Consider the following 19,134-nt stretch of genomic DNA (forward strand, 5'->3'; position numbering starts at 1 on the left):
TGGAAAAGCTGAAACTATTGTACAGTATCACATAATCTCTGTAACATTCAACATCCAATTTTTTGTACCCGGTGCATCCCGTGAGATTCTTTCTTTCGTAAAAACAATATTGACTTGACAGCCCCACATCGACTCACTATAGTAAATATTTTCAAAGACCATCCCTACACATCACGGAGCGATAACATGTCATCACACACGGGCACGGGAGATATTCGGATCATCAACACAGATGGATTGATTGTCGTGGATCTCCAGCCCGATTTCATGCCGGGAGGCCCGCTGGCGGTTCCGGGAGGAAATGAAATCATCGACGGTATCAACAGGCTTGTACCACACTTCTCAACCGTCGTGGCCAGCCAGGACTGGCATCCGGGGGGACATAAATCCTTCGCCAGCGCCCACCCCGGCAAAAAGCCGAACGACCTGTTCGAAGCCCCGGGCCTGGGTCCGGTGCTCTGGCCCGATCACTGCGTCCAGGGCACGGTGGGGGCGGAATATCACCCGGATTTTCACTTCGACCACGCATCCCTCCTGCTGAGAAAGGGGACCAATCTCGACATCGATAGTTACTCGGTATTTCTAGAAAACGATATGGAGACCAAGACCGGTCTCTCCGGCTATCTGGACACCCGAGGCGTGACCCGGATATTCCTGTGCGGCCTCGCCCTTGATTACTGCGTTGCGTTTTCGGCAAAGGACGGAATACGGTTCGGGTTTGACACGGTGGTCCTTGAAGACCTGACACGTCCGGTGGATTCACCGCCGGGACACAAGGAAAGAATGATCGGTGAGATGACGGATATGGGGGTTTCGCTGATTACCAGCGACCGACTGACATTCTAACACCCCTCCCCGCCGGATATACAGGATAGAGAGTCACCGTGAACCGCGGGAGAAAGAAGATCCCGCTGTTTATTCCGTGGCGGTTTTTGAACGCTTCCTGATGAGAATCAGCCCGACGGCAGTCATCAACAGGAGGTATGCCGCGCCGATCTCGAAGTAGAAGGCCCTCAGATACTCCGCCCCACCGGCCAGCCACCCCGCCAAGATGGGGCCCAGGATGAAGCCGATATTCCCCCCGGTCTCCATGTAGCTGACCCCCCGCCCCGGTTGGCCGACGATCGCCTCGGACGCCAGAGTCGGGAATATCGGGAACAACAGCCCCGCCCCGCAGCCTATAAAAAGAAACGTCGCGAACCATATCCAAAAATCTGCGGTAATGATGAACACCGTCAGACCTATCAGCGAACAGGTGCTGCCGATGAGAATGAGCACCTCGGACGAGATCCTGCCGAACAACTCCCTCTGAAGCATCCACACCGTCACGATCATGCCCGACGACAGGGCACCGAAGAGAAACCCAACGGTATACTGGGGAAGCGCGATCTCGGGCGACACCGCGTACAGCGGCATGATAAACTGGAGGCTCCCCCACACGAATTGGATGACGAAGATCATGGTCATCACCATCAGGAGAATCCAGAATCCCGAGGGGGCGAACACGATGCCGTTTTTGCCGCCCGCGTGAATATCATGATCAAGAATCGTCCGCTCCCCGCCGATCTCTTGGTAATTCTTGATAAAGAGCGCCAAAGCGATGAGTCCGAACATGGAGCAGACCACAAACGGCGACGAGAAGGAGCCGGAGGCCCAAAACACGAAGGCACCCACCACCGGGCCCAGCACCGCCCCCACCATCTCCAGGACCATGAAGCGGGCGTTCGCAATGCGGCGCAGATAGCCGTCAAGATAGCGGCGGGCGATGATGGTATAGCACGCAACAATCACCAGCCCGGAGCCGATGCCTTGAATACCCCTGGATATGAAGAGAACCGTGACGTTGGGAACGGCCGGCGCCGCAGACGCAATAATGAACAGGATGATCCCCACGGTGATGACCGGTCTTGGGTCCATCCGGTCGATGTAATGACCGATCACCGGCTGCGCCACAACCCGTGTAATGGCGAACAAGGCGATGACCAGCCCTCCCAGGACGATGTTTATATTGAGATAATCGGTATAGAGGGCGATGATGGCAAGGATGATGCCGCCGCCGATGTTGGTGGCAAAGATTGTCAGTGCCAGAGCGTTGATGGAGGCGTCTTTTCGCGGATCTTTGTTCATTCAGGGGAATCATACCGGCATGAGCACGGGCTGTCAAGAAATTGTATTTCCATTCAGTTCGCTTCCTCGTCTTCCCGTCGCACACGGCAGAGGTACACGGCGACCCGTTCATTTTGGTTGAGACACAAACGACGGGGAATAAAGCCGTGTCCGGTCAGATATTCGGATAAATCGAGCGAGATGAACGAGCGATAGTTGTCATATCCGCCCTCCAGGCGCTCCAGGAGATGATTGATCGCCCGAAAAAGCGGGGATCCCTTTCCGGTCGGCTCAATAAAGAGGACATGACCCCGGGAGTGTCGATACATTTTTCTCATGATGTCGGTCCTGATTTCCGGGTCCAGGGCGTGCAGCCCCAACGACTCGATGACCAGATCGAAGGGGCCGTCGTCAGGGGAGAGTGGATCCCGGGCATCGGCGACGCGAAAATCCACGGCCCCGGTCGTGTCATATTTTTTCGCCGTCTCGATCATCCGGGGGGAGATATCCACGGCGACGACCCGCCCGCACAGCTCCGCCAGCATGCGCGAAAGAAACCCCGTGCCGCAGCATACTTCCAATACCCGGGTATGTTCCGTGAGCGGTAGATGCCGCTGGAGTTCTCCGATCAGTTCCTGATACAGTGGGAGGGAAAACCGATCAAAAAGCCGGTACCAGGGGGCTATTGTGTCAAAGACCCTGCGTACACGATTCATGGGATCGGTGCACTCATCGCCTCGTCCGTGCATACAGACTCCCTCCGCTACAATACATCGGGATCAGAGCCCCCCCTTTCTTGTGTATACCGAAAACGGTATGGAAAGCCGCGGCGATGATTTATCGTCTTCAATGCCCCATAATGGGGCCGAACCAATCGCCCAGTTTGGTGGTCTGGCTGATGAGCGGTTTTCTAGGGCCGCGAATAAGGGTCCTGTTCGGGCCGGGCAGAAAGGCCCCGGTGCTGCGGCGGAAATACTGTTCCGCATGGACCGAGCCGTCCCAGGATATGCGAATAATATTGAAATTATGCCCCACGATCCGGGTCAAATCATCATGCTTTTTCGCGGAAGACCCGCAGGCCAGGACCGCCACCGACCGCTCCTCCCCGTCCTGGTTTTTATATACCGCCCGACAGAACTGGGGAAAGTGTCTGTGGCCGTGTATGATCAGGTCAAAATTCTCCTGGATCAACCGGTACAAAAGCGCCCCGGCGTTTTCGAGCATCATAAAACCCTCGTCGGCCATGCGGGGCAGGAAGCTGTACCTGGTGGGCATCGGATGATGATGAAGAAGCGCCACCTTGAAGGACCGGGCGTACTTCTCTCCGTCGTGAGACTGCCTGAGCTGCCGAGTCCATTCGGAAAAGGCGTCCAGGTCCCGCTCGATGATCAGGCCGTGGGACATGGCCCGCATCAGCTGTATCGTTTTTCGCCAGATGCCGCCCCTGGGTTCGAAAATCTGGTTCGAATCGAAGGTGGCCACGGCGATCATGTCCTCGGGAGAAAAGCCGTTGCCCCGCTCCTCTTCCGTAAAGAGCCGATAGAACTTCCAGGTGCGGCGGAGTCCGTAGGTCCCCTTGTAAAAAAAATCATGGTTGCCGGGAACCACCTTGAGCATCGGCAGAAAGCCCGATACACGCTCCACTTCTCGGATGGCGTTCCTGATCATCGTGACGGCCACATCCAGGTCGTCCGCCGGCCCCTCCACGAAATCTCCGGTGATAAACACATACCGGGGCGCGGCCTCGACGAGGTGATGCAGTACGATCTTGATGAGCTCCAGATTTTTCCCGTTGAAGTGGAGATCCGACATGTGAAAGATGTTGAAACCGTCGCTCTGGGACACACCGCCGTCCTTTAAGATGGATTGGCCTATCGGTTACAATTCGATCACAGAATAATACCATGTTTTTACACCGCTGGCAATCACGGCGGGCCTTTGGACTTTTAAGAACGGGGAAACCGCCCCGCGATCCGCCGGAGAGGATTCCCCCTTTGAGCACGTGACCCGTTCGCGCCCGGGGACGCTGATACCTCGATTCTGTTGTTCCGGTCGAACCGGCCGGTTACGTGCTGAAAAAATACTTCCTGTCCGCGGGCAGGTATCCCCTGATGACCTCCTCATAGAGACGACGGGCGTTGTCGGCGGATTTCGACATGGGTGGAAGCCCCGGATATCCCGAAGCCCTCTTCACATCCCTGACCAGATCCAGGTCCTTCTGGGAGACCGAATAAAACCAGCCCATCTTTTTGTAGTAGTCGCTGAGGTATTCCTGCTCTGTCTGACCCGGCGTCGGGACGAACAGCGCCTTCTTCCCCCCCAACTCCGCCAGCTCCATCACCGTCGTGTAACCGCTCCTGGTGATGATGAACGAGGCGCGGTTCATTAACCGGGTCATCTCCTCCCGGGACGCGTGTGAGACGATGCGGGTGTTCTCATCGAGCCTTTCATCCACATCACCGCCGGGGTCGCCCAAAAGCACCACCTTCCTGCCCGGAAGCTCGGTTATCTGGCTCATCACCGCGTCCCTGAATTTTTCCTTCTGCTCCTTCGGACCCGACACGCTCACCAGGTAATCGATATCCTCCGGTATGTCGATCTTTTCGATGCTGCTGAGAATCCCCGCGTAATAGGCCTTTCGTTTCGTGACGTCCTGATCGGCCCTTCCCAGCTTTCCGCTGAGGGGCAGGACGTCGGGAGGATTGTCCGGGATGATGATTCGATCGAAGTTGCTGTGATACCGGGCGTTGAACCACTCGCTGGTCTTTTCCACCCACTCAACGTATCCGGGAACGCTGTATCGAATCTGGTGGGAGATAAACAGTGACGGCACGCGTTCGTCGTGAATGCCGAAGCGATTATCGCTGATGACAAGGTCGTATTTTTCCCGGCGGATGATTTTCCGGACAAGCCTCGTCTCCCGCATGATGTTTCGAAACATCACCGGATAGAGAGCCACCACCCGGGCCACCGAAAAACCCTCGGCGGTGTAGGGAGACGGATAGTCCGTAATGTGGTAAAAGTCAAAATCGGGATATTCCCTCTCCAAAAGCTCGTAGGGCGCCCCGGTGGCGACGATCCCGATGCTGTGCCCCTCTTCCAGAAGCATCTTGATGATGGGGATGTCCCTGGTTGCGTGTCCCAGCCCCCAGGCCAGGGGGCTGATGAGAATCCGTGCCATGTGCCGTGTTCCTTCGTGGTAGTGATATGTGTAATGCCGTCGGTATGTGTCCGTTTCGTCTGACGATCGCGCGCGTCGTGTATCCATCCTGTCCCGCGGTGAAAACCCCGTTCGATCAATGCGCCGTGATTCCCCGAGTACGTGCTCGGACATGAAAAACGGCCCCTATCGGATACGGATAAAGAGGACAGATACATTGTATATAAAAGAAGGATGTACGTATTGTAAATTTTTTGCACATATTCTGCAAACAGAAACAGTTAATATACAATTTTGACTTGAATTTTCAAAAAATATCATTATTTTTATTGTGTATGGTACCGGCACACCGGTATATTGATCCAGGGAAACGGATACCGTATCACCGGAAAACGATGACAGGATATACGCATTATGGAAACCTATTCTTTTCAGGCGGAGGCAAAAGAGCTCCTGGACCTGATGATCCACTCAATCTATTCCAACAAGGACATCTTCCTCCGGGAATTGATCTCCAACGGCTCGGACGCCTTGGACAAGCTTACGTTCGCGGCCCTGACCGATAAATCCCTGGAGCCCTTCACCACCGATCCGCACATCGAGATCGAAGTGAACCCGGATGAGCGCACCCTTACCGTACGGGACACCGGCATCGGCATGACGAAAGACGAGGTGATCGAGTACGTGGGCACCATCGCCCGCTCGGGCACCCGGGAGTTCCTCCATCTCCTCAAGGAGAGCAAAGACGCCGTCATTCCCCCGGAGCTGATCGGCCAGTTCGGCGTGGGTCTCTACGCCAGCTTCATGGTAGCGGAAAAAATCACCCTGACAACAAAAAAGGCGGGCACAGACAGTGCCGTCGTATGGGAGTCCGTCGGTGACGGCACCTACACCCTGGACGAGACCGAAAAGGAAACACCCGGCACCGATATCACCCTCTTCCTCAAGCCGGCGGACACAGAAGACGGCATGATGGACTACACATCGGAGTGGGTCATCCGTGACATCGTCCGGAGATATTCAGATTACGTGGCGTACCCGATCCGCATGCCAAAAAAAACCGGGGACGTGAAGGATGAAAAAAAAGACGCCGAGGTCGACGTCCTCAACTCCATGAAGGCCATCTGGACACGGCCTCCGGATGAGGTGAGCGACGAGGAATACGGAGAGTTCTACAAACACATCAGCCACGACTGGAACGATCCTTTGACCCGCATTACATTCAAGGCCGAAGGCACCCAGGAATTTACTACACTCCTTTTCATCCCCCAGAAGGCGCCGCTGGATCTCTTCATCCATGAGATGACCCAGGGGATACACCTCTACATCAAGCGGGTCTTCATCATGAACGACTTTACCGACCTCATCCCCGATTACCTCAGGTTCGTCCGGGGGGTGGTCGATTCCGAGGACCTGCCCCTGAACATATCCCGGGAGATCCTCCAGCAGGATCGCCGGGTCACCCAGATCAGAAACCGGCTGACCTCAAAGATACTCGATACCCTCACCGACATGAAGCGGGACGACCAAGAGACATACCGGAAATTCTGGGGTGAATTCGGCCGTCTCCTCAAGGAGGGAATCTTCCGGGATCGGGAACGCCAGGAAAAAATCCTTGAAATATCACTCTTTTCCAGCACCCACGACGCCGAACAGCCGACCGACCTTCAGTCATACGTCGACCGCATGAAAAAGGACCAGGACGCCGTCTATTACCTGACCGGCGCCGATCCCGCCCAGCTTGCGGACTCGCCGCACCTGGAGGTGTTCAAAAAGCGGGGAATTGAAGTGCTGCTGCTTTCCGACCCGGTCGACGAGGTATGGGTGCAGGCGGTGAGCACATTTTCGGAAAAGCCCTTCGTTTCCGTGGGGGCGGGCGAGGTGGACCTGGGCGACGAGGGTGAAAAGGAGGAATCCCGAACAAAACGTGAGGAGCGGGAGCGGGAATACCAGGGACTCATGGACGCCCTGCGGACGGTACTCCAGGACGATGTCAAGCAGGTGCGCCTCTCCTCCCGACTGACCGATTCGCCGGTGTGCCTCGTGGGCAATCCCACCGACATGACGCCCCAGATGGAAAAGCTGCTCAGGGCGGCGGGGCAGGATATCCCTGCGATCAAGCGTATTTTGGAGATCAATCCGGATCACCCGATACTGATCGGTTTGAACAAGAAATTTCAGGAAAAGAAGGACGACCCGACCATCGAGGAATACGCCCGGCTCCTCTACGGACAGGCGCTGCTGGCGGAGGGATCGCTCCCCCCAAACCCGGGGGAATTCAGCAGAAAGCTGGCCGAGGCGCTCTCCCGGACGCTGTAGGGCCGACTGTAAAATAGAAACATAAAATATACCGGGATTGTGGGACCGGATTCTTTCGAGTCGATCCGAACGGACAAAAAGAAAGCGCGATCCATTGACCGTGACAGAAAAAAACCTTGACATTTAACCCGTAATATCATATAAAGATAGGGTTTTACTGTCATCCGAGCGCGATGGTGCCGAAAGGTGCAGAAATAATGTACCGAGGTGGAATGTCTGCGCTTTTTTACTAGATCAATGACGCTGGTCAATTACATGAAAACCGTTAGCATCAAGAAGGAAGACGTCATCCGGAACTGGTACCTGGTCAACGCCGAGGACAAGGTTCTGGGAAGACTGGCCACGGAGATAGCCACGCTGCTTCGGGGCAAACATAAACCCACATTCACCCCCCACGTGGACGGGGGTGACTTCGTGGTGGTGATCAACGCAGAGAAGGTGAAACTCACCGGCAACAAGCTCACCGATAAAAAGTACTACCGGCACACCGGCTATCCAGGGGGTATCCGTGAAATAACCGCGGAAAAACTGCTCCAGAAGAATCCGCCGGACGTCATCTTAAAGGCCGTCAGGGGTATGCTCCCGAAAAACCGCCTGGGGCGCCAGATGATCAAGAAGCTGAAGGTTTATGCCGGGCCGGTGCATCCTCACGATGCCCAGAACCCGATCGTCAAGGAACTGTAATAGACCATACAGGAGAAATACTCTCTCATGGCAGCAACCGCTCCCACATATTACGCCACAGGAAAGCGTAAGTCCGCCGTGGCACGGGTCTTCATGACCCCCGGCAACGGTGAGATTTCCATTAACAAGAAAGATATCGACACCTATTTCGGCAGAGAAACGGCAAAGATGATTCTTCGCCAGCCCCTGGAGCTTACCAACACCATGGGCAAATACAATATCTCCGTCAATGTTATAGGCGGCGGGATTTCCGGCCAGGCCGGGGCTATCAAGCACGGCATCTCCAAGGCCCTTTTGGAAGTCGATCCGAATTTTCGCGCGGTCCTGAAAAAGGCCGGTTTTCTGACCAGGGATTCCCGGGTCAAGGAACGAAAAAAGTACGGCCAGCGGGGCGCCCGGGCCAGATTCCAGTTCTCAAAGCGCTAATCGATCAGATCGCCCGTGCGAAACAGACACACGGGCGCATCCGACGCTTCGAGGCGGGCACCGTGTCCGCGATGTGCCGTCCACGCCTCGCTTTTACAGCCGGATTCGATACGCATCTACCTCACGGCCACCGTCGGATTCACTCGGCGCACATTTCTGATTCATCGACCGACACCAACAAACGGGGGGATGCCATGAATTCCCCCCGTTTTGTATTTTCACACATATAACAGGCACGGCACCATGATACGAACGGCAATCATCGGAGCCAGCGGATACACCGGCTCCGAACTTCTCAGGCTCCTGACACACCATCCGAACCTCACGGTATCGACCGTCACATCCCGGCAGTACGCCGGGCGGCGGGTCGGCGACGTGTTCCCCCACATCGGTCATCTGTACGGCGACCTGGTTTTTCTGGAGCCGGATATCCCGGCCATCGCCGGTGAGGTGGACGCGGCCTTCGCGGCTCTGCCCCATAAAACCGCCATGGAGGCGGTCAGTGTGCTGGCCCGGGCGAATGTACCGGTGGTGGATCTGAGCGCCGACTTTCGCTTTCGGGACGGATCCGTCTACGAAAAATGGTACGTGCCCCATATCGCCCCGGAGCTGCTGGAGCGCTCCGCATACGGACTCCCGGAGCTCTACCGGGAGGAGATTCCGAAGGCCGCCGTGGTGGGAAATCCCGGATGTTATCCCACCGGGGCCATCCTGGGCCTGGCGCCGCTGCTGTCGGCGGGGGTCGTCTCGCCCCGGGGAATAGTCGTCGATTCCAAGTCCGGGGTTTCGGGAGCGGGCCGCTCGCCGTCTCCCGGCACCATCTACCCGGAGACCACCGACGGCATCCGGGCCTATAGTGTTCTCTCCCATCGCCACACGCCGGAAATCACGGAACACCTCTCAAGAGCTGCGGGGGAAGATGCGGACGTCACCTTTACGCCGCACCTGATGCCGGCGATCCGGGGCATCCTCAGCACCATCTACGCGCGGACGACCTCGCCCCTCAAAACGACGGATATGCTCGACATCCTGCGGCAGGCATACGCACAAGAACCATTCGTGCGGGTGCTCGGACCCGACACCCTGCCGGACACCCGATGGGTCAGGGGATCCAACTTTGTCGATATCGGGGCGCTGGTTGATCCGTCCGGCTCCCGGGCGATCGTCGTTACCGCCATCGACAACCTGGTCAAGGGGGCTTCGGGCCAGGCGATTCAGAACATGAACCTGCTCATGGGATTCCCTGAGGACACGGGGCTTTCCCATGTCCCGCTCTTTCCGTAATCGGGATTTCCCCGGCCCAAGAGAACGCACAGACGTTCCTGGTATGATGAAACCTCAGGACCTGATCGGCATAGACAAACTCATCCTCAGACTGGGGAACCTCTCACCCGGAGGGCGACCGCTGAAGGTCGGGGGACTTGCGGGCTCATCCGCGCAGTTTCTCGCGATCCGCACGGCGAAGGCGCTCTCGCGACCGGTGTTGTACGTCACCCCCGGCAGGCGTTTTGAGGATATCTCGGCGAATCTCGAATTCAACGCCGATGGAAGCGGGCCGTCCTACCACCCCTTCCCCACCTGGGATTTCGCCCCGTATGAGCGGCTTGTCCCCCAGGCGGAAACATCTCATCAGCGCATCGACACACTGACGTCTCTCTTGGACATATCCGCACCCTTCGTCGCAGCGGCCCCGATAACGGCCCTGATCATGCGGGTCATGTCCAAAAGCGCGCTTTCCCGGCACTGTTTCGAGCTGTCCGTCGGTTCCGTCGTCTCGCCCGCCGATCTTTCAAAAGGTCTCCTGGAATCCGGCTACATGCAGACCGGACTCGTGGTCATGCCCGGGAGCTTTTCCATACGGGGCGGCATTGTCGACCTGTTCATTCCGGGACGGGGAAGCCCTGTCCGGGTCGAGTTTTTCGGAGACGAGATCGAGTCCCTTCGCCCCTTCGATCCCCTCTCACAGCGATCCGTCGACTCCATAAACAGAGTAAAGATTGTTCCCGCATCGGAGCTGCTGCTCGACGACGAATCGAAGAGCCGGGGCATGCGTTGGATCCGCTTCTTTTCCGGACAGCACCACTCGTCCCTCAAGCGGGTTCGGGAACTCATCCAATCGATTGAAGGCTACCAGGTTCCCGCAGGCCTCGCCATGCAGTTTCCGGCGTTCATGGACGGCTCGGACACCCTGCTCGATTACCTACCCGACGACACCCTGATTTTCCTTGACGAGCCCGAGACGATATCGGCGGAAATCGAGCAGTACCTGGCCGCGGCCCATCGCAACTATGACCGCGCCATACAGAGAAAAGACCCGTCTCTTCCCCCGGAAGAACTCTTCATACACCATGACGAATGGGAGGAATACACCCATCGTGCGTCACTCCTTGAAATCAATCCGATCATCACCGATGCCCGAGACGGCACCCTGTCAGTCGATATCGCCGATCACCGTGCCATCCGGGAGCATGTCGGAAAGACCGTGAGGGGAGAGTCGGTCCTGACCCCCCTGGCTCTGAAAATCACCGGCGACCTCACGGATTCCAAACGTATCGCCCTGGTATGCCTGACCGAGACCCAGGGACGACGGATGGCCCGGCTCCTCGCCGACCACGACATTCACATGCCGGTATCCACCCTCTCTTTTTGTGAATGGCTCGCCGCGGACGAACCGGCATCCATCCTCGTCGGAGGACTGAGAGAGGGCTTCGAGGAGACATCGGGGAGAATCGTCGTCATCACCGAGGAGGAGATCTTCGGCGCCAAGATGAAGGGGAAGCCCCCCCGGCGACCAGAGGCGGGGGAGGCCCTCACCCCGTCGGACCCCCTCTCCCCCGGCGATTATGTGGTACACTCCCGGTTCGGTATCGGCCTGTTTCGGGGACTCGTCAACCTGACCGTCATGGACATCATCGCGGATTTCCTCCACCTGGAATACGCCGACGGCGACAAGCTCTATATACCGGTCAACAATATCTCTCTGGTTCACCGTTTCCGGGGGGGTGAGGATTCCCGTCCCCGGCTGGACAAGCTGGGCAGCGATGCGTGGGAGCGCTCCCGCAAAAAGGTGAGGCGGGAGGTCATGGAGATGGCTGCGGAACTGGCTCGTCTCTACGCCGCCCGAAAGGCGCTGCCGGGACACGCGTTTTCTTTTCCGGACAGCGCATTCAGTGAGTTTGAGGCGTCGTTTCCCTATACGGAGACCCCCGATCAACTGGCGGTGATGGAGGACATCATTCGTGATATGACCTGCACGGAGCCCATGAACCGGCTGGTGGCGGGAGATGTGGGATACGGAAAAACCGAGGTGGCCATGCGGGCGGCCTTCCTGGCGGTGATGGACGGCACACAGGTGGCCGTCATCGCCCCCACCACGATCCTCGCGGAACAGCATTACCTGACGTTTCAGGAGCGGTTCTCCGATTACCCGGTCACCATCGGCATGCTCTCCAGATTTCTCTCTCCAAAAGAGCAGAAACAGACGGTCTCCGACATTAACCAGGGAAAAACCGATATCATCATCGGCACCCATCGCCTTCTGTCGAAGGATATTGTCTTCCCCAATTTGGGGCTGTTGATCGTGGATGAAGAACACCGCTTCGGCGTCGCCCACAAGGAAAAACTTCTGCATCTCAAGACCCAGCTTGACGTGCTCTCCATGACCGCCACCCCCATCCCCCGCACCCTCTCCATGTCCCTGGCGGGCCTTCGGGACCTCTCCATAATCAACACCCCGCCGCCGAATCGTCTCTCGGTAAAAACGTATATCTCGGAATTCGATTCAGACGTCATCAAGGAGGCGGTTCTCAGGGAGTTGGATCGGGGCGGCCAGGTCTTTTTCGTCCACAATCGGATACGGACCATCGACGGCATCAGACACCACCTGGAAAAGATACTCCCCGGCGTTCGAATAGGAACCGCCCACGGCCAGATGGCCGAAGATGAACTTGAGCGGGTCATGATCGAGTTCATCGATCACGAGCTGGATATTCTCGTCAGCACCGCGATTATTGAGTCCGGGCTGGATATTCCGACGGCGAATACCATCATCATCAACAGGGCCGACATGTTCGGCCTCGCCCAGCTTTACCAGATGCGGGGCCGGGTTGGACGGTCACACCTCAGGGCCTATGCATACCTCCTGGTTCCCGGCGCCCAGACCATCACAGACGACGCGAGAAAGCGACTGAGCGCCATCAGCCGCTTTACCGAGCTCGGCTCGGGCTTCAAGATTGCCTCTCACGACCTGGAAATCCGGGGTGCGGGGAATCTTTTGGGCAGGGATCAATCGGGGCACATCAACGCCGTCGGATTCGATCTCTACATGGAAATGGTACAGGAAGCCATTCAGTCCATTAAGGGCGAACACGAACAGATACACATCGAGCCGGAAATCAACCTCCCCGTGACCGCCTACATCCCGGAATCCTACATCCCGGACTCCCAGCAGCGGTTGATTATGTACCGCCGCCTCATAAACGCCGGAGACGACGCCGAACTCAACGACATCACAACCGAGATATCCGATCGATTCGGCCCCATGCCCGAAGAGATGATCAAGATCATCGATCTGATGGAAATACGCAGGCGGGCGGCACACTGCGGCATCATTACCCTGGGATATCAAAACAAGACGGTGCACGCCGCCTTTCATCCCGATATCGTCCTCGATACGAACCGCCTGGTCGACCTCGTAGAGGAACACCCGACACTGTATCGGATTACTCCCACAGGCGTACTCTTTTATTCCCTCGACGGGACGGAGCAAAACGGCCTGCTCCCGGCGGTGAAAAATCTATTGCAAAGACTATCCGGATATGTTATTTCTTAAGGATATAATTTTTAGGATAAGACATATTTTCCGGATGATGAATCATACGAAACCATTCATCATCATTCTGTTTACATGTCTCGGCGCTCTTGCCGGATGCGGACAGGATAATGTGGTGGCCCGATATGACGGTAAGATCATCACCGTGGATGAGTATCTCGAGGAATTCGATAATCTTCCGGAACATACCCGCGCATCAATAAATACCCCGGAGGAAAAACAAGAATTCGTATATCGCCTGATTCGCCGCGAACTCCTGCTGCAGGAAGCGGTCAGGATGGGCCTGGAATACGACGAGTCGATTCAATACAAGATTGAAACATACAAATCGAATCTCCTTATCAGTGAAATGCTAGAAAGGAAATTTTCCGGTAAAATAATCGTCACCGAGGCGGAAATCAAGGAATATTACACGAACAACCTCAATGATTTCACCACCGAAACCGTGGAGGCCAGTCACATCCTTGTCAAAACCCGGGAAGACGCAGAAAATGTTCTCGCATTGATTGATCGGGGAAGAAATTTCAATGATCTCGCCACCGAGTATTCCTTCGGCCCCGGAGCCGATAAAGGGGGAGTCCTGGGCGTGATCACCCGGGGCCAGATGATGCCTGAATTTGAAGAGGCCCTCTTTTCCCTGGAAAAAGAGGGGGACATCAGCCCCATCATAGAGACCGAATTCGGCTATCACATTATTCGCCTCGACACGCCGAAAACCACCATCGTCAAGCCTTACGACGAGGTCAAGGAAACCATCAGGGAGGTTCTCTCGGACCAGAAAGAAAAGGAGCTGTTCGAAAGCTTCATCCACGGTCTGGAAGACGAGGTGGATGTAAAAATCAACGAAACATTGCTTGAAGAACTGGGATAATACCATGAGATCATATGCCATGAAGGCTGTGTGGACCGCAGCGATTGTCATTTCGCTGTCTTTACTTTTCGCTCCTCTGGGATGCGAAAAGGCATCCGTCCCCATATCCAAGGGCGAGGTAGTTGCCACGGTCAACGACGTCGATATTACCGTTTCGGATTTCACCGCGGCCCTCACAAGCCTGAAAACCGAACTGAGCGAAGATACCCCCCTCAACGAAGACCAGGCGCGGATGATGAAGCTGAACCTCCTCAATCAGCTGATAGACAGAAAACTCCTGGTCGCCGAGGCGGAGGCCCTGGGGATAACGGTGACCGATGAGGAGATAGACGAAGCCGTAAATCGCATCATCGACGAATATCCAGACAGGGAGACATTCGACGCGCAGGTAAAGAGCGGCAATATTGATCTGGATCAGTGGCGCGGAGAAATTGAATACAAGCTGCTCTTGGAGAAACTGGTCGAATCCGCCCTGACAACGGAAATAGAGATAACACCGGAGGATATAGAGGCATATTACGAGGAAAACAGAGACGACTACAGCGCCGATGAGAAGGTCCATGCCCTCCAGATAATGGTCGAAACATTGGATGAGGCGGAATCGCTTCTCACGGAGCTCGAAAATGGTGCCGATTTTTCGAGCCTTGCCACCGTTCACTCCATATCCCCGGATTCGGCCCGGGGGGGAGACCTCGGATTTTTCTCACGGGATGAAATGCCCCCGGACTTCGAAATCGTCTTCGAGATGGAACCGGGCAAGCTCAGCAATGTCGTGGAAAGCCCGTATGGTTTTCACATTTTCAAGGTTCTGGAAAAATCCCCGGCCAAAGATATGACCCTTGAGGAAGCTACCCCTGAAATCATCGATAAATTGAAGAGAATCAAGGCCGAGGAAGAATACGGCATGTGGTTCTCTGAAATCAAGGAACGAGCACAGATAGAAATCAATCCGTCGGTATTGGACGACATTACGTTCTGATCGTTCAATCCATCGGAACGAAAACAGGAGGCATACTCTTTTATGAAAGCATTTGCAGTCAAAACAAAAACACCAGATGTACGTACAATCATCGCATACACCATCGGCACCCTCTTTCTCCTGACGGCCGTCATTGCACCGATACAATCATCCGCCGTGGAGATATCGGATCGAGTCATCGCCCTGGTGAACGATGAAGTCATAACCATGAGCGATCTCTTTGAAGAGGGGGGAGACGATGTAACCGGCGATCCCGACCGAGTGCTCAAAAACGGCATGACCGTCGCCGAGGCCCGGGAGATCATCCTCCAACAGCTTATCGCCAAAGCACTTCTGAACGATGCGGTCAGGGCATACGGCATCGAAGTGACAAGAGACGACGTGGATGACGCCATCGAACAACAGATGGAGGTGAACGGGCTTACCAAGGCGCAATTGATGGAAATCCTGGCGGAAAACGACATGACATACGCCGAGTACGAGAAAGAGGTCGAATATACCATCAAGAAAGAACGCCTCATCGCAAAAAAGCTGGGATCCCATATCATCATTACCGATGAGGACGTCAACACGTATTTTAACGAGCACAAGGACGAATACCAGGATCTGGCGGAATTCCGCATCAGCGAAATCATCATGGGAGTATCCCCCGATGCGGATGCCACCACGATAAACGCCCTGGTAAGTGAAGTTGAAAAGGTGCGAAAAAGAGCGATGGCGGGAGAGGACTTTGCGGCCCTGGCCAAGGAGTACTCAATCTCCCCCAGCGCCGAAGAAGGAGGCGATCTCGGCTGGCTGAATCCCGGCGAGATGGAACCGGGCCTCTTGGCGTTTCTCTCCACGATGAAAGTCGGCGAGGTCTCGGAAGTCTTGACGGTTCAGAATACCCTGCTCATTCTGAAGCTAACCGATAAGCGCCCGATTCCCGGCGGCGTCACGGTGGATGATGTGCGTGATGAAATCGAGTACGTCCTGACCAATGAGCGCACAATGTATTTTTTCGAGAAGTGGATTGAGGACTTGAAAGAAGAGGCGTATATCACGATCATGCTGTAGACCGCCTCGTTCTATTCGGAGCATATCCTTTCACAGGAACATTCACCCCGTTTACATGTCAAATGTTTGATTGGGGTTGCGTACTCCCGTATGGAGGAGTACAATTATTGGCATAAACACTACAAAAACAATAATGGATATAACAAACCGATGAAACGGTCACGAGGATATCGCGCATCAGAAGATAATCTGTATAGGCTCGCCCAGGATTCGTCCCAGCGGCGGCGCATGGCCCTCTTGATCTTCCTCTCCATCACACTGGTGTTTCTGGTGCTCGTCTCATCGACGGTCCTGGGGGTGTATCTCTACTTCTCCCGGGATCTCCCGAGTGTGACGGCTCTGAAGGATTACCGTCCCAGCATTATCACGAAGGTATATGCGTACGACGGGTCTCTGGTAGGGGAATACTTCCTGGAACGCAGGGTCGTGGTGGAGTACGAAGAGATACCGAAAATGATGGTGCTGGCCTTTGTGGCAGCCGAGGACGACGATTTCTTCGAGCATCCCGGTATCGACATCAGAGGCATCATTCGTGCATTTATCCACAACATCCAGGCGGGACGAGTCGTAGAGGGGGGCAGTACCATCACCCAGCAGCTCATTAAAACGCTGCTGCTCACGCCCACCGTGGATATCTCGCGAAAGATCAAAGAGGCCATCCTTGCCTATCGCATCGAGAATTACCTGACCAAGGAGGAGATTCTCTATCTCTACCTGAACCAGATATATCTGGGATACGGCGCCTACGGCGTCGAGGCGGCCTCGGAGGTGTATTACAACAAGCACGTCAGTGAATTAAACCTGGCCGAGTGCACTTTACTTGCAGGCCTTCCCAAGGCACCCGACCGCTTTTCTCCCTACCGACACTGGGAAAAGGCCAAGGAGCGCCAGGCGTACGTGCTGGATATGATGGTCAAAGAAAAGTACATCACCGAGGAGATGCGGGAAGAGGCCCTGGCAACGGAGATCGAACTGATCAAGCCTCGAAACTATACCCGGGAGGAAACCCCCTATTTCACCGAGCATGTCCGGCGCTACATAGAGACGAAATACGGCTCCACCACGCTCTATCGCGAGGGATTGTCTATCTATACAACGGTCAACCCGGAATTTCAGAAATACGCCAGCAACGCACTGAGTGAGGGCCTCAAGGAGCTTGACAAGCGGCAGGGATGGCGGGGGGCGACCGATAACCTCCAGGATGAGGCCGCTGAAGAATTCCTGGCGGGGCTGGTGGAGAAGTACGGCGAGGAGCCGTTCGTCGAGGGTGAGACCTATTCGGGCCTCGTCACCAAGGTAGACGACACCAACAAGAAGGTCACCGTCGATCTGGGCACCGCCACGGGCACCATCGCCCTTTCCGACATGGACTGGGCCCATAAATTCGATACGTCCGGGGTCTATGGAAATATCTCAAAGCCGTCTTCGGCCCTCAATGACGGGGACGTGATCCTGGTCAAAATCAAATCCTACGACGAGGAAAACGACACATACACCCTCTCCCTGGATCAGGAGCCGCAGGTCGAGGGGGCTATCGTCTCCATGGAGCCGGATACCGGATACATCCGGGTTCTGGTGGGCGGCTATGATTTCAACCGCAGTGAGTTCAACCGCGGCACACAGTCCAGGCGCCAGCCCGGCTCCTCCTTCAAGCCGATCATATATGCGGCGGCCCTTGACAAGGGCTACACCCCCGCAACGGTCATCTACGACACGCCGGTCGTCTATAAGGACAAGTACTCCTCCGGCGGCCTTTGGAAGCCGAAAAACTACGACGGCAAGTTTTACGGACCCACGACCCTCAGAAAGGCGTTAATGCTCTCCCGCAATATCGTCTCGGTCAAGATCGTCTTCGACATCGGACCGGACTACGTGGTGGATTACGCGAAGCGATTGGGGATATCATCTCCCCTTGACGCCGTGCCGTCCATTGCCCTGGGGGCATGCGGCGTCTCGCTGGTGGAGCTGAACGCCGCCTTCGCCGTCTTCAACAACGGCGGCTATCGTGTGGAGCCGATCTACGTCACCAAGGTCATCGATAGAGACGGCAACGTCATCGAGGAGAACATGCCGAAGATGGAGCGGGTCATCAGCGAGGAGACGGCGTACATCATGACAAGCCTCATGGAGAGCGTCGTCAACTCCGGTACCGGCACCCGGGTAAAGGCCATCGGCCGGCCCGCCGCGGGGAAAACAGGCACCACCAACGACTACATCGACGCGTGGTTCATGGGATTCGTCCCCCAGCTCAACACCGGTGTGTGGGTCGGATTCGACGACGAGAAGAGCCTGGGGAAATATGAGACCGGCTCAAAGGCGGCCTCGCCCATCTGGCTTGCCTATATGAAAGAGGCGGTCAAGGACATGCCGGTGGAGGTATTCCCGATTCCTGAGGGGGTGATCTTCGCCCACATTGATCCGGAGACCGGAGGCCCGGTCACGGATGAATCCATGGAATCGGTCATCGAGTGTTTCAAGCCGGACAGCCTGCCGGAGGAAACCGCGGAGACGGTCCTTCCCGAGGAAGGAAGCAAGTTCTGGAAGGAGGACTTGGGGCTGTAGGTTGCAGTGATACCGATACTTAAAAAAGGGGGAGAAATCCCCCTTTTTTATTCATATGCCCTAGTCACTAAAAGTGTTGACAGGTGACGAGTAAATAGAAGACGAGTCACGGTCTTCCTGTTAAGATGGATTAGCCAAAA

The 19,134-nt window shown here is 55.8% G+C and carries 14 protein-coding genes; 10 read left to right on the forward strand and 4 right to left on the reverse strand.

The genetic code is table 11. The annotated features are described in order from the left end of the window. Positions 1 to 186: 186 nt before the first annotated feature. Positions 187 to 846, forward strand: a complete 660-nt coding sequence (pncA, locus tag JW885_14130; protein ID MBN1883302.1) for a bifunctional nicotinamidase/pyrazinamidase — start codon at positions 187 to 189, stop codon at positions 844 to 846. Positions 847 to 915: 69 nt separating this feature from the next. Here pncA and JW885_14135 read toward each other — a convergent pair whose 3' ends face one another. The 4 genes from JW885_14135 to JW885_14150 all read right to left on the reverse strand — a co-directional run bounded on the left by JW885_14135 (position 916) and on the right by JW885_14150 (position 5,278). Then, on the reverse strand, positions 916 to 2,127 hold the full coding sequence (locus JW885_14135) for an MFS transporter (protein ID MBN1883303.1): 1,212 nt from the start codon (positions 2,125 to 2,127) through the stop codon (positions 916 to 918). A gap of 53 nt (positions 2,128 to 2,180) precedes the next feature. Further along, the gene (locus tag JW885_14140) at positions 2,181 to 2,855 is read right to left on the reverse strand and encodes a class I SAM-dependent methyltransferase (GenBank protein MBN1883304.1); all 675 of its coding nucleotides are present in this window, start codon (positions 2,853 to 2,855) and stop codon (positions 2,181 to 2,183) included. A gap of 97 nt (positions 2,856 to 2,952) precedes the next feature. Continuing rightward, a complete protein-coding gene (locus tag JW885_14145; GenBank protein ID MBN1883305.1) occupies positions 2,953 to 3,951 on the reverse strand; it encodes a metallophosphoesterase in 999 nt (332 codons plus the stop codon). Between the two features lie 220 nt (positions 3,952 to 4,171). Next, on the reverse strand, positions 4,172 to 5,278 hold the full coding sequence (locus tag JW885_14150; protein MBN1883306.1) for a hypothetical protein: 1,107 nt from the start codon (positions 5,276 to 5,278) through the stop codon (positions 4,172 to 4,174). Between the two features lie 402 nt (positions 5,279 to 5,680). On the opposite strand from JW885_14150, the gene htpG reads away from it, so the two are divergent. The 9 genes from htpG to JW885_14195 all read left to right on the forward strand — a co-directional run bounded on the left by htpG (position 5,681) and on the right by JW885_14195 (position 18,994). Next, positions 5,681 to 7,585, forward strand: a complete 1,905-nt coding sequence (gene htpG, locus JW885_14155) for a molecular chaperone HtpG (protein ID MBN1883307.1) — start codon at positions 5,681 to 5,683, stop codon at positions 7,583 to 7,585. Between the two features lie 255 nt (positions 7,586 to 7,840). After that, positions 7,841 to 8,269 (forward strand): 50S ribosomal protein L13, encoded by a 429-nt coding sequence (gene rplM / locus JW885_14160; GenBank protein ID MBN1883308.1) that lies wholly within the window; start codon positions 7,841 to 7,843, stop codon positions 8,267 to 8,269. Between the two features lie 27 nt (positions 8,270 to 8,296). After that, positions 8,297 to 8,695 carry a 30S ribosomal protein S9 gene (rpsI, locus tag JW885_14165; GenBank protein ID MBN1883309.1) on the forward strand — a complete coding sequence of 133 codons (399 nt, stop codon included), beginning with the start codon at positions 8,297 to 8,299 and terminating at the stop codon, positions 8,693 to 8,695. A 243-nt stretch (positions 8,696 to 8,938) separates the two neighbouring features. Continuing rightward, positions 8,939 to 9,979, forward strand: coding sequence for an N-acetyl-gamma-glutamyl-phosphate reductase (locus tag JW885_14170; GenBank protein ID MBN1883310.1), 1,041 nt, complete (start codon positions 8,939 to 8,941; stop codon positions 9,977 to 9,979). A 43-nt stretch (positions 9,980 to 10,022) separates the two neighbouring features. After that, the gene (gene mfd / locus JW885_14175) at positions 10,023 to 13,526 is read left to right on the forward strand and encodes a transcription-repair coupling factor (GenBank protein ID MBN1883311.1); all 3,504 of its coding nucleotides are present in this window, start codon (positions 10,023 to 10,025) and stop codon (positions 13,524 to 13,526) included. Between the two features lie 115 nt (positions 13,527 to 13,641). Further along, a complete protein-coding gene (locus JW885_14180) occupies positions 13,642 to 14,397 on the forward strand; it encodes a peptidylprolyl isomerase (GenBank protein MBN1883312.1) in 756 nt (251 codons plus the stop codon). Between the two features lie 4 nt (positions 14,398 to 14,401). After that, positions 14,402 to 15,376: a peptidyl-prolyl cis-trans isomerase gene (locus JW885_14185; GenBank protein MBN1883313.1), complete on the forward strand. Its 975-nt coding sequence runs from the start codon at positions 14,402 to 14,404 to the stop codon at positions 15,374 to 15,376. 42 nt (positions 15,377 to 15,418) lie between these two features. Then, positions 15,419 to 16,432, forward strand: coding sequence for a peptidylprolyl isomerase (locus JW885_14190; GenBank protein ID MBN1883314.1), 1,014 nt, complete (start codon positions 15,419 to 15,421; stop codon positions 16,430 to 16,432). A 228-nt stretch (positions 16,433 to 16,660) separates the two neighbouring features. Then, positions 16,661 to 18,994, forward strand: coding sequence for a PBP1A family penicillin-binding protein (locus JW885_14195; protein MBN1883315.1), 2,334 nt, complete (start codon positions 16,661 to 16,663; stop codon positions 18,992 to 18,994). The last annotated feature ends 140 nt before the right edge of the window (positions 18,995 to 19,134 follow it).

The sequence above is a fragment of the Candidatus Zymogenaceae bacterium genome, assembly GCA_016931225.1.
In the GTDB taxonomy this organism is placed as follows: domain Bacteria; phylum Desulfobacterota; class Zymogenia; order Zymogenales; family Zymogenaceae; genus JAFGFE01.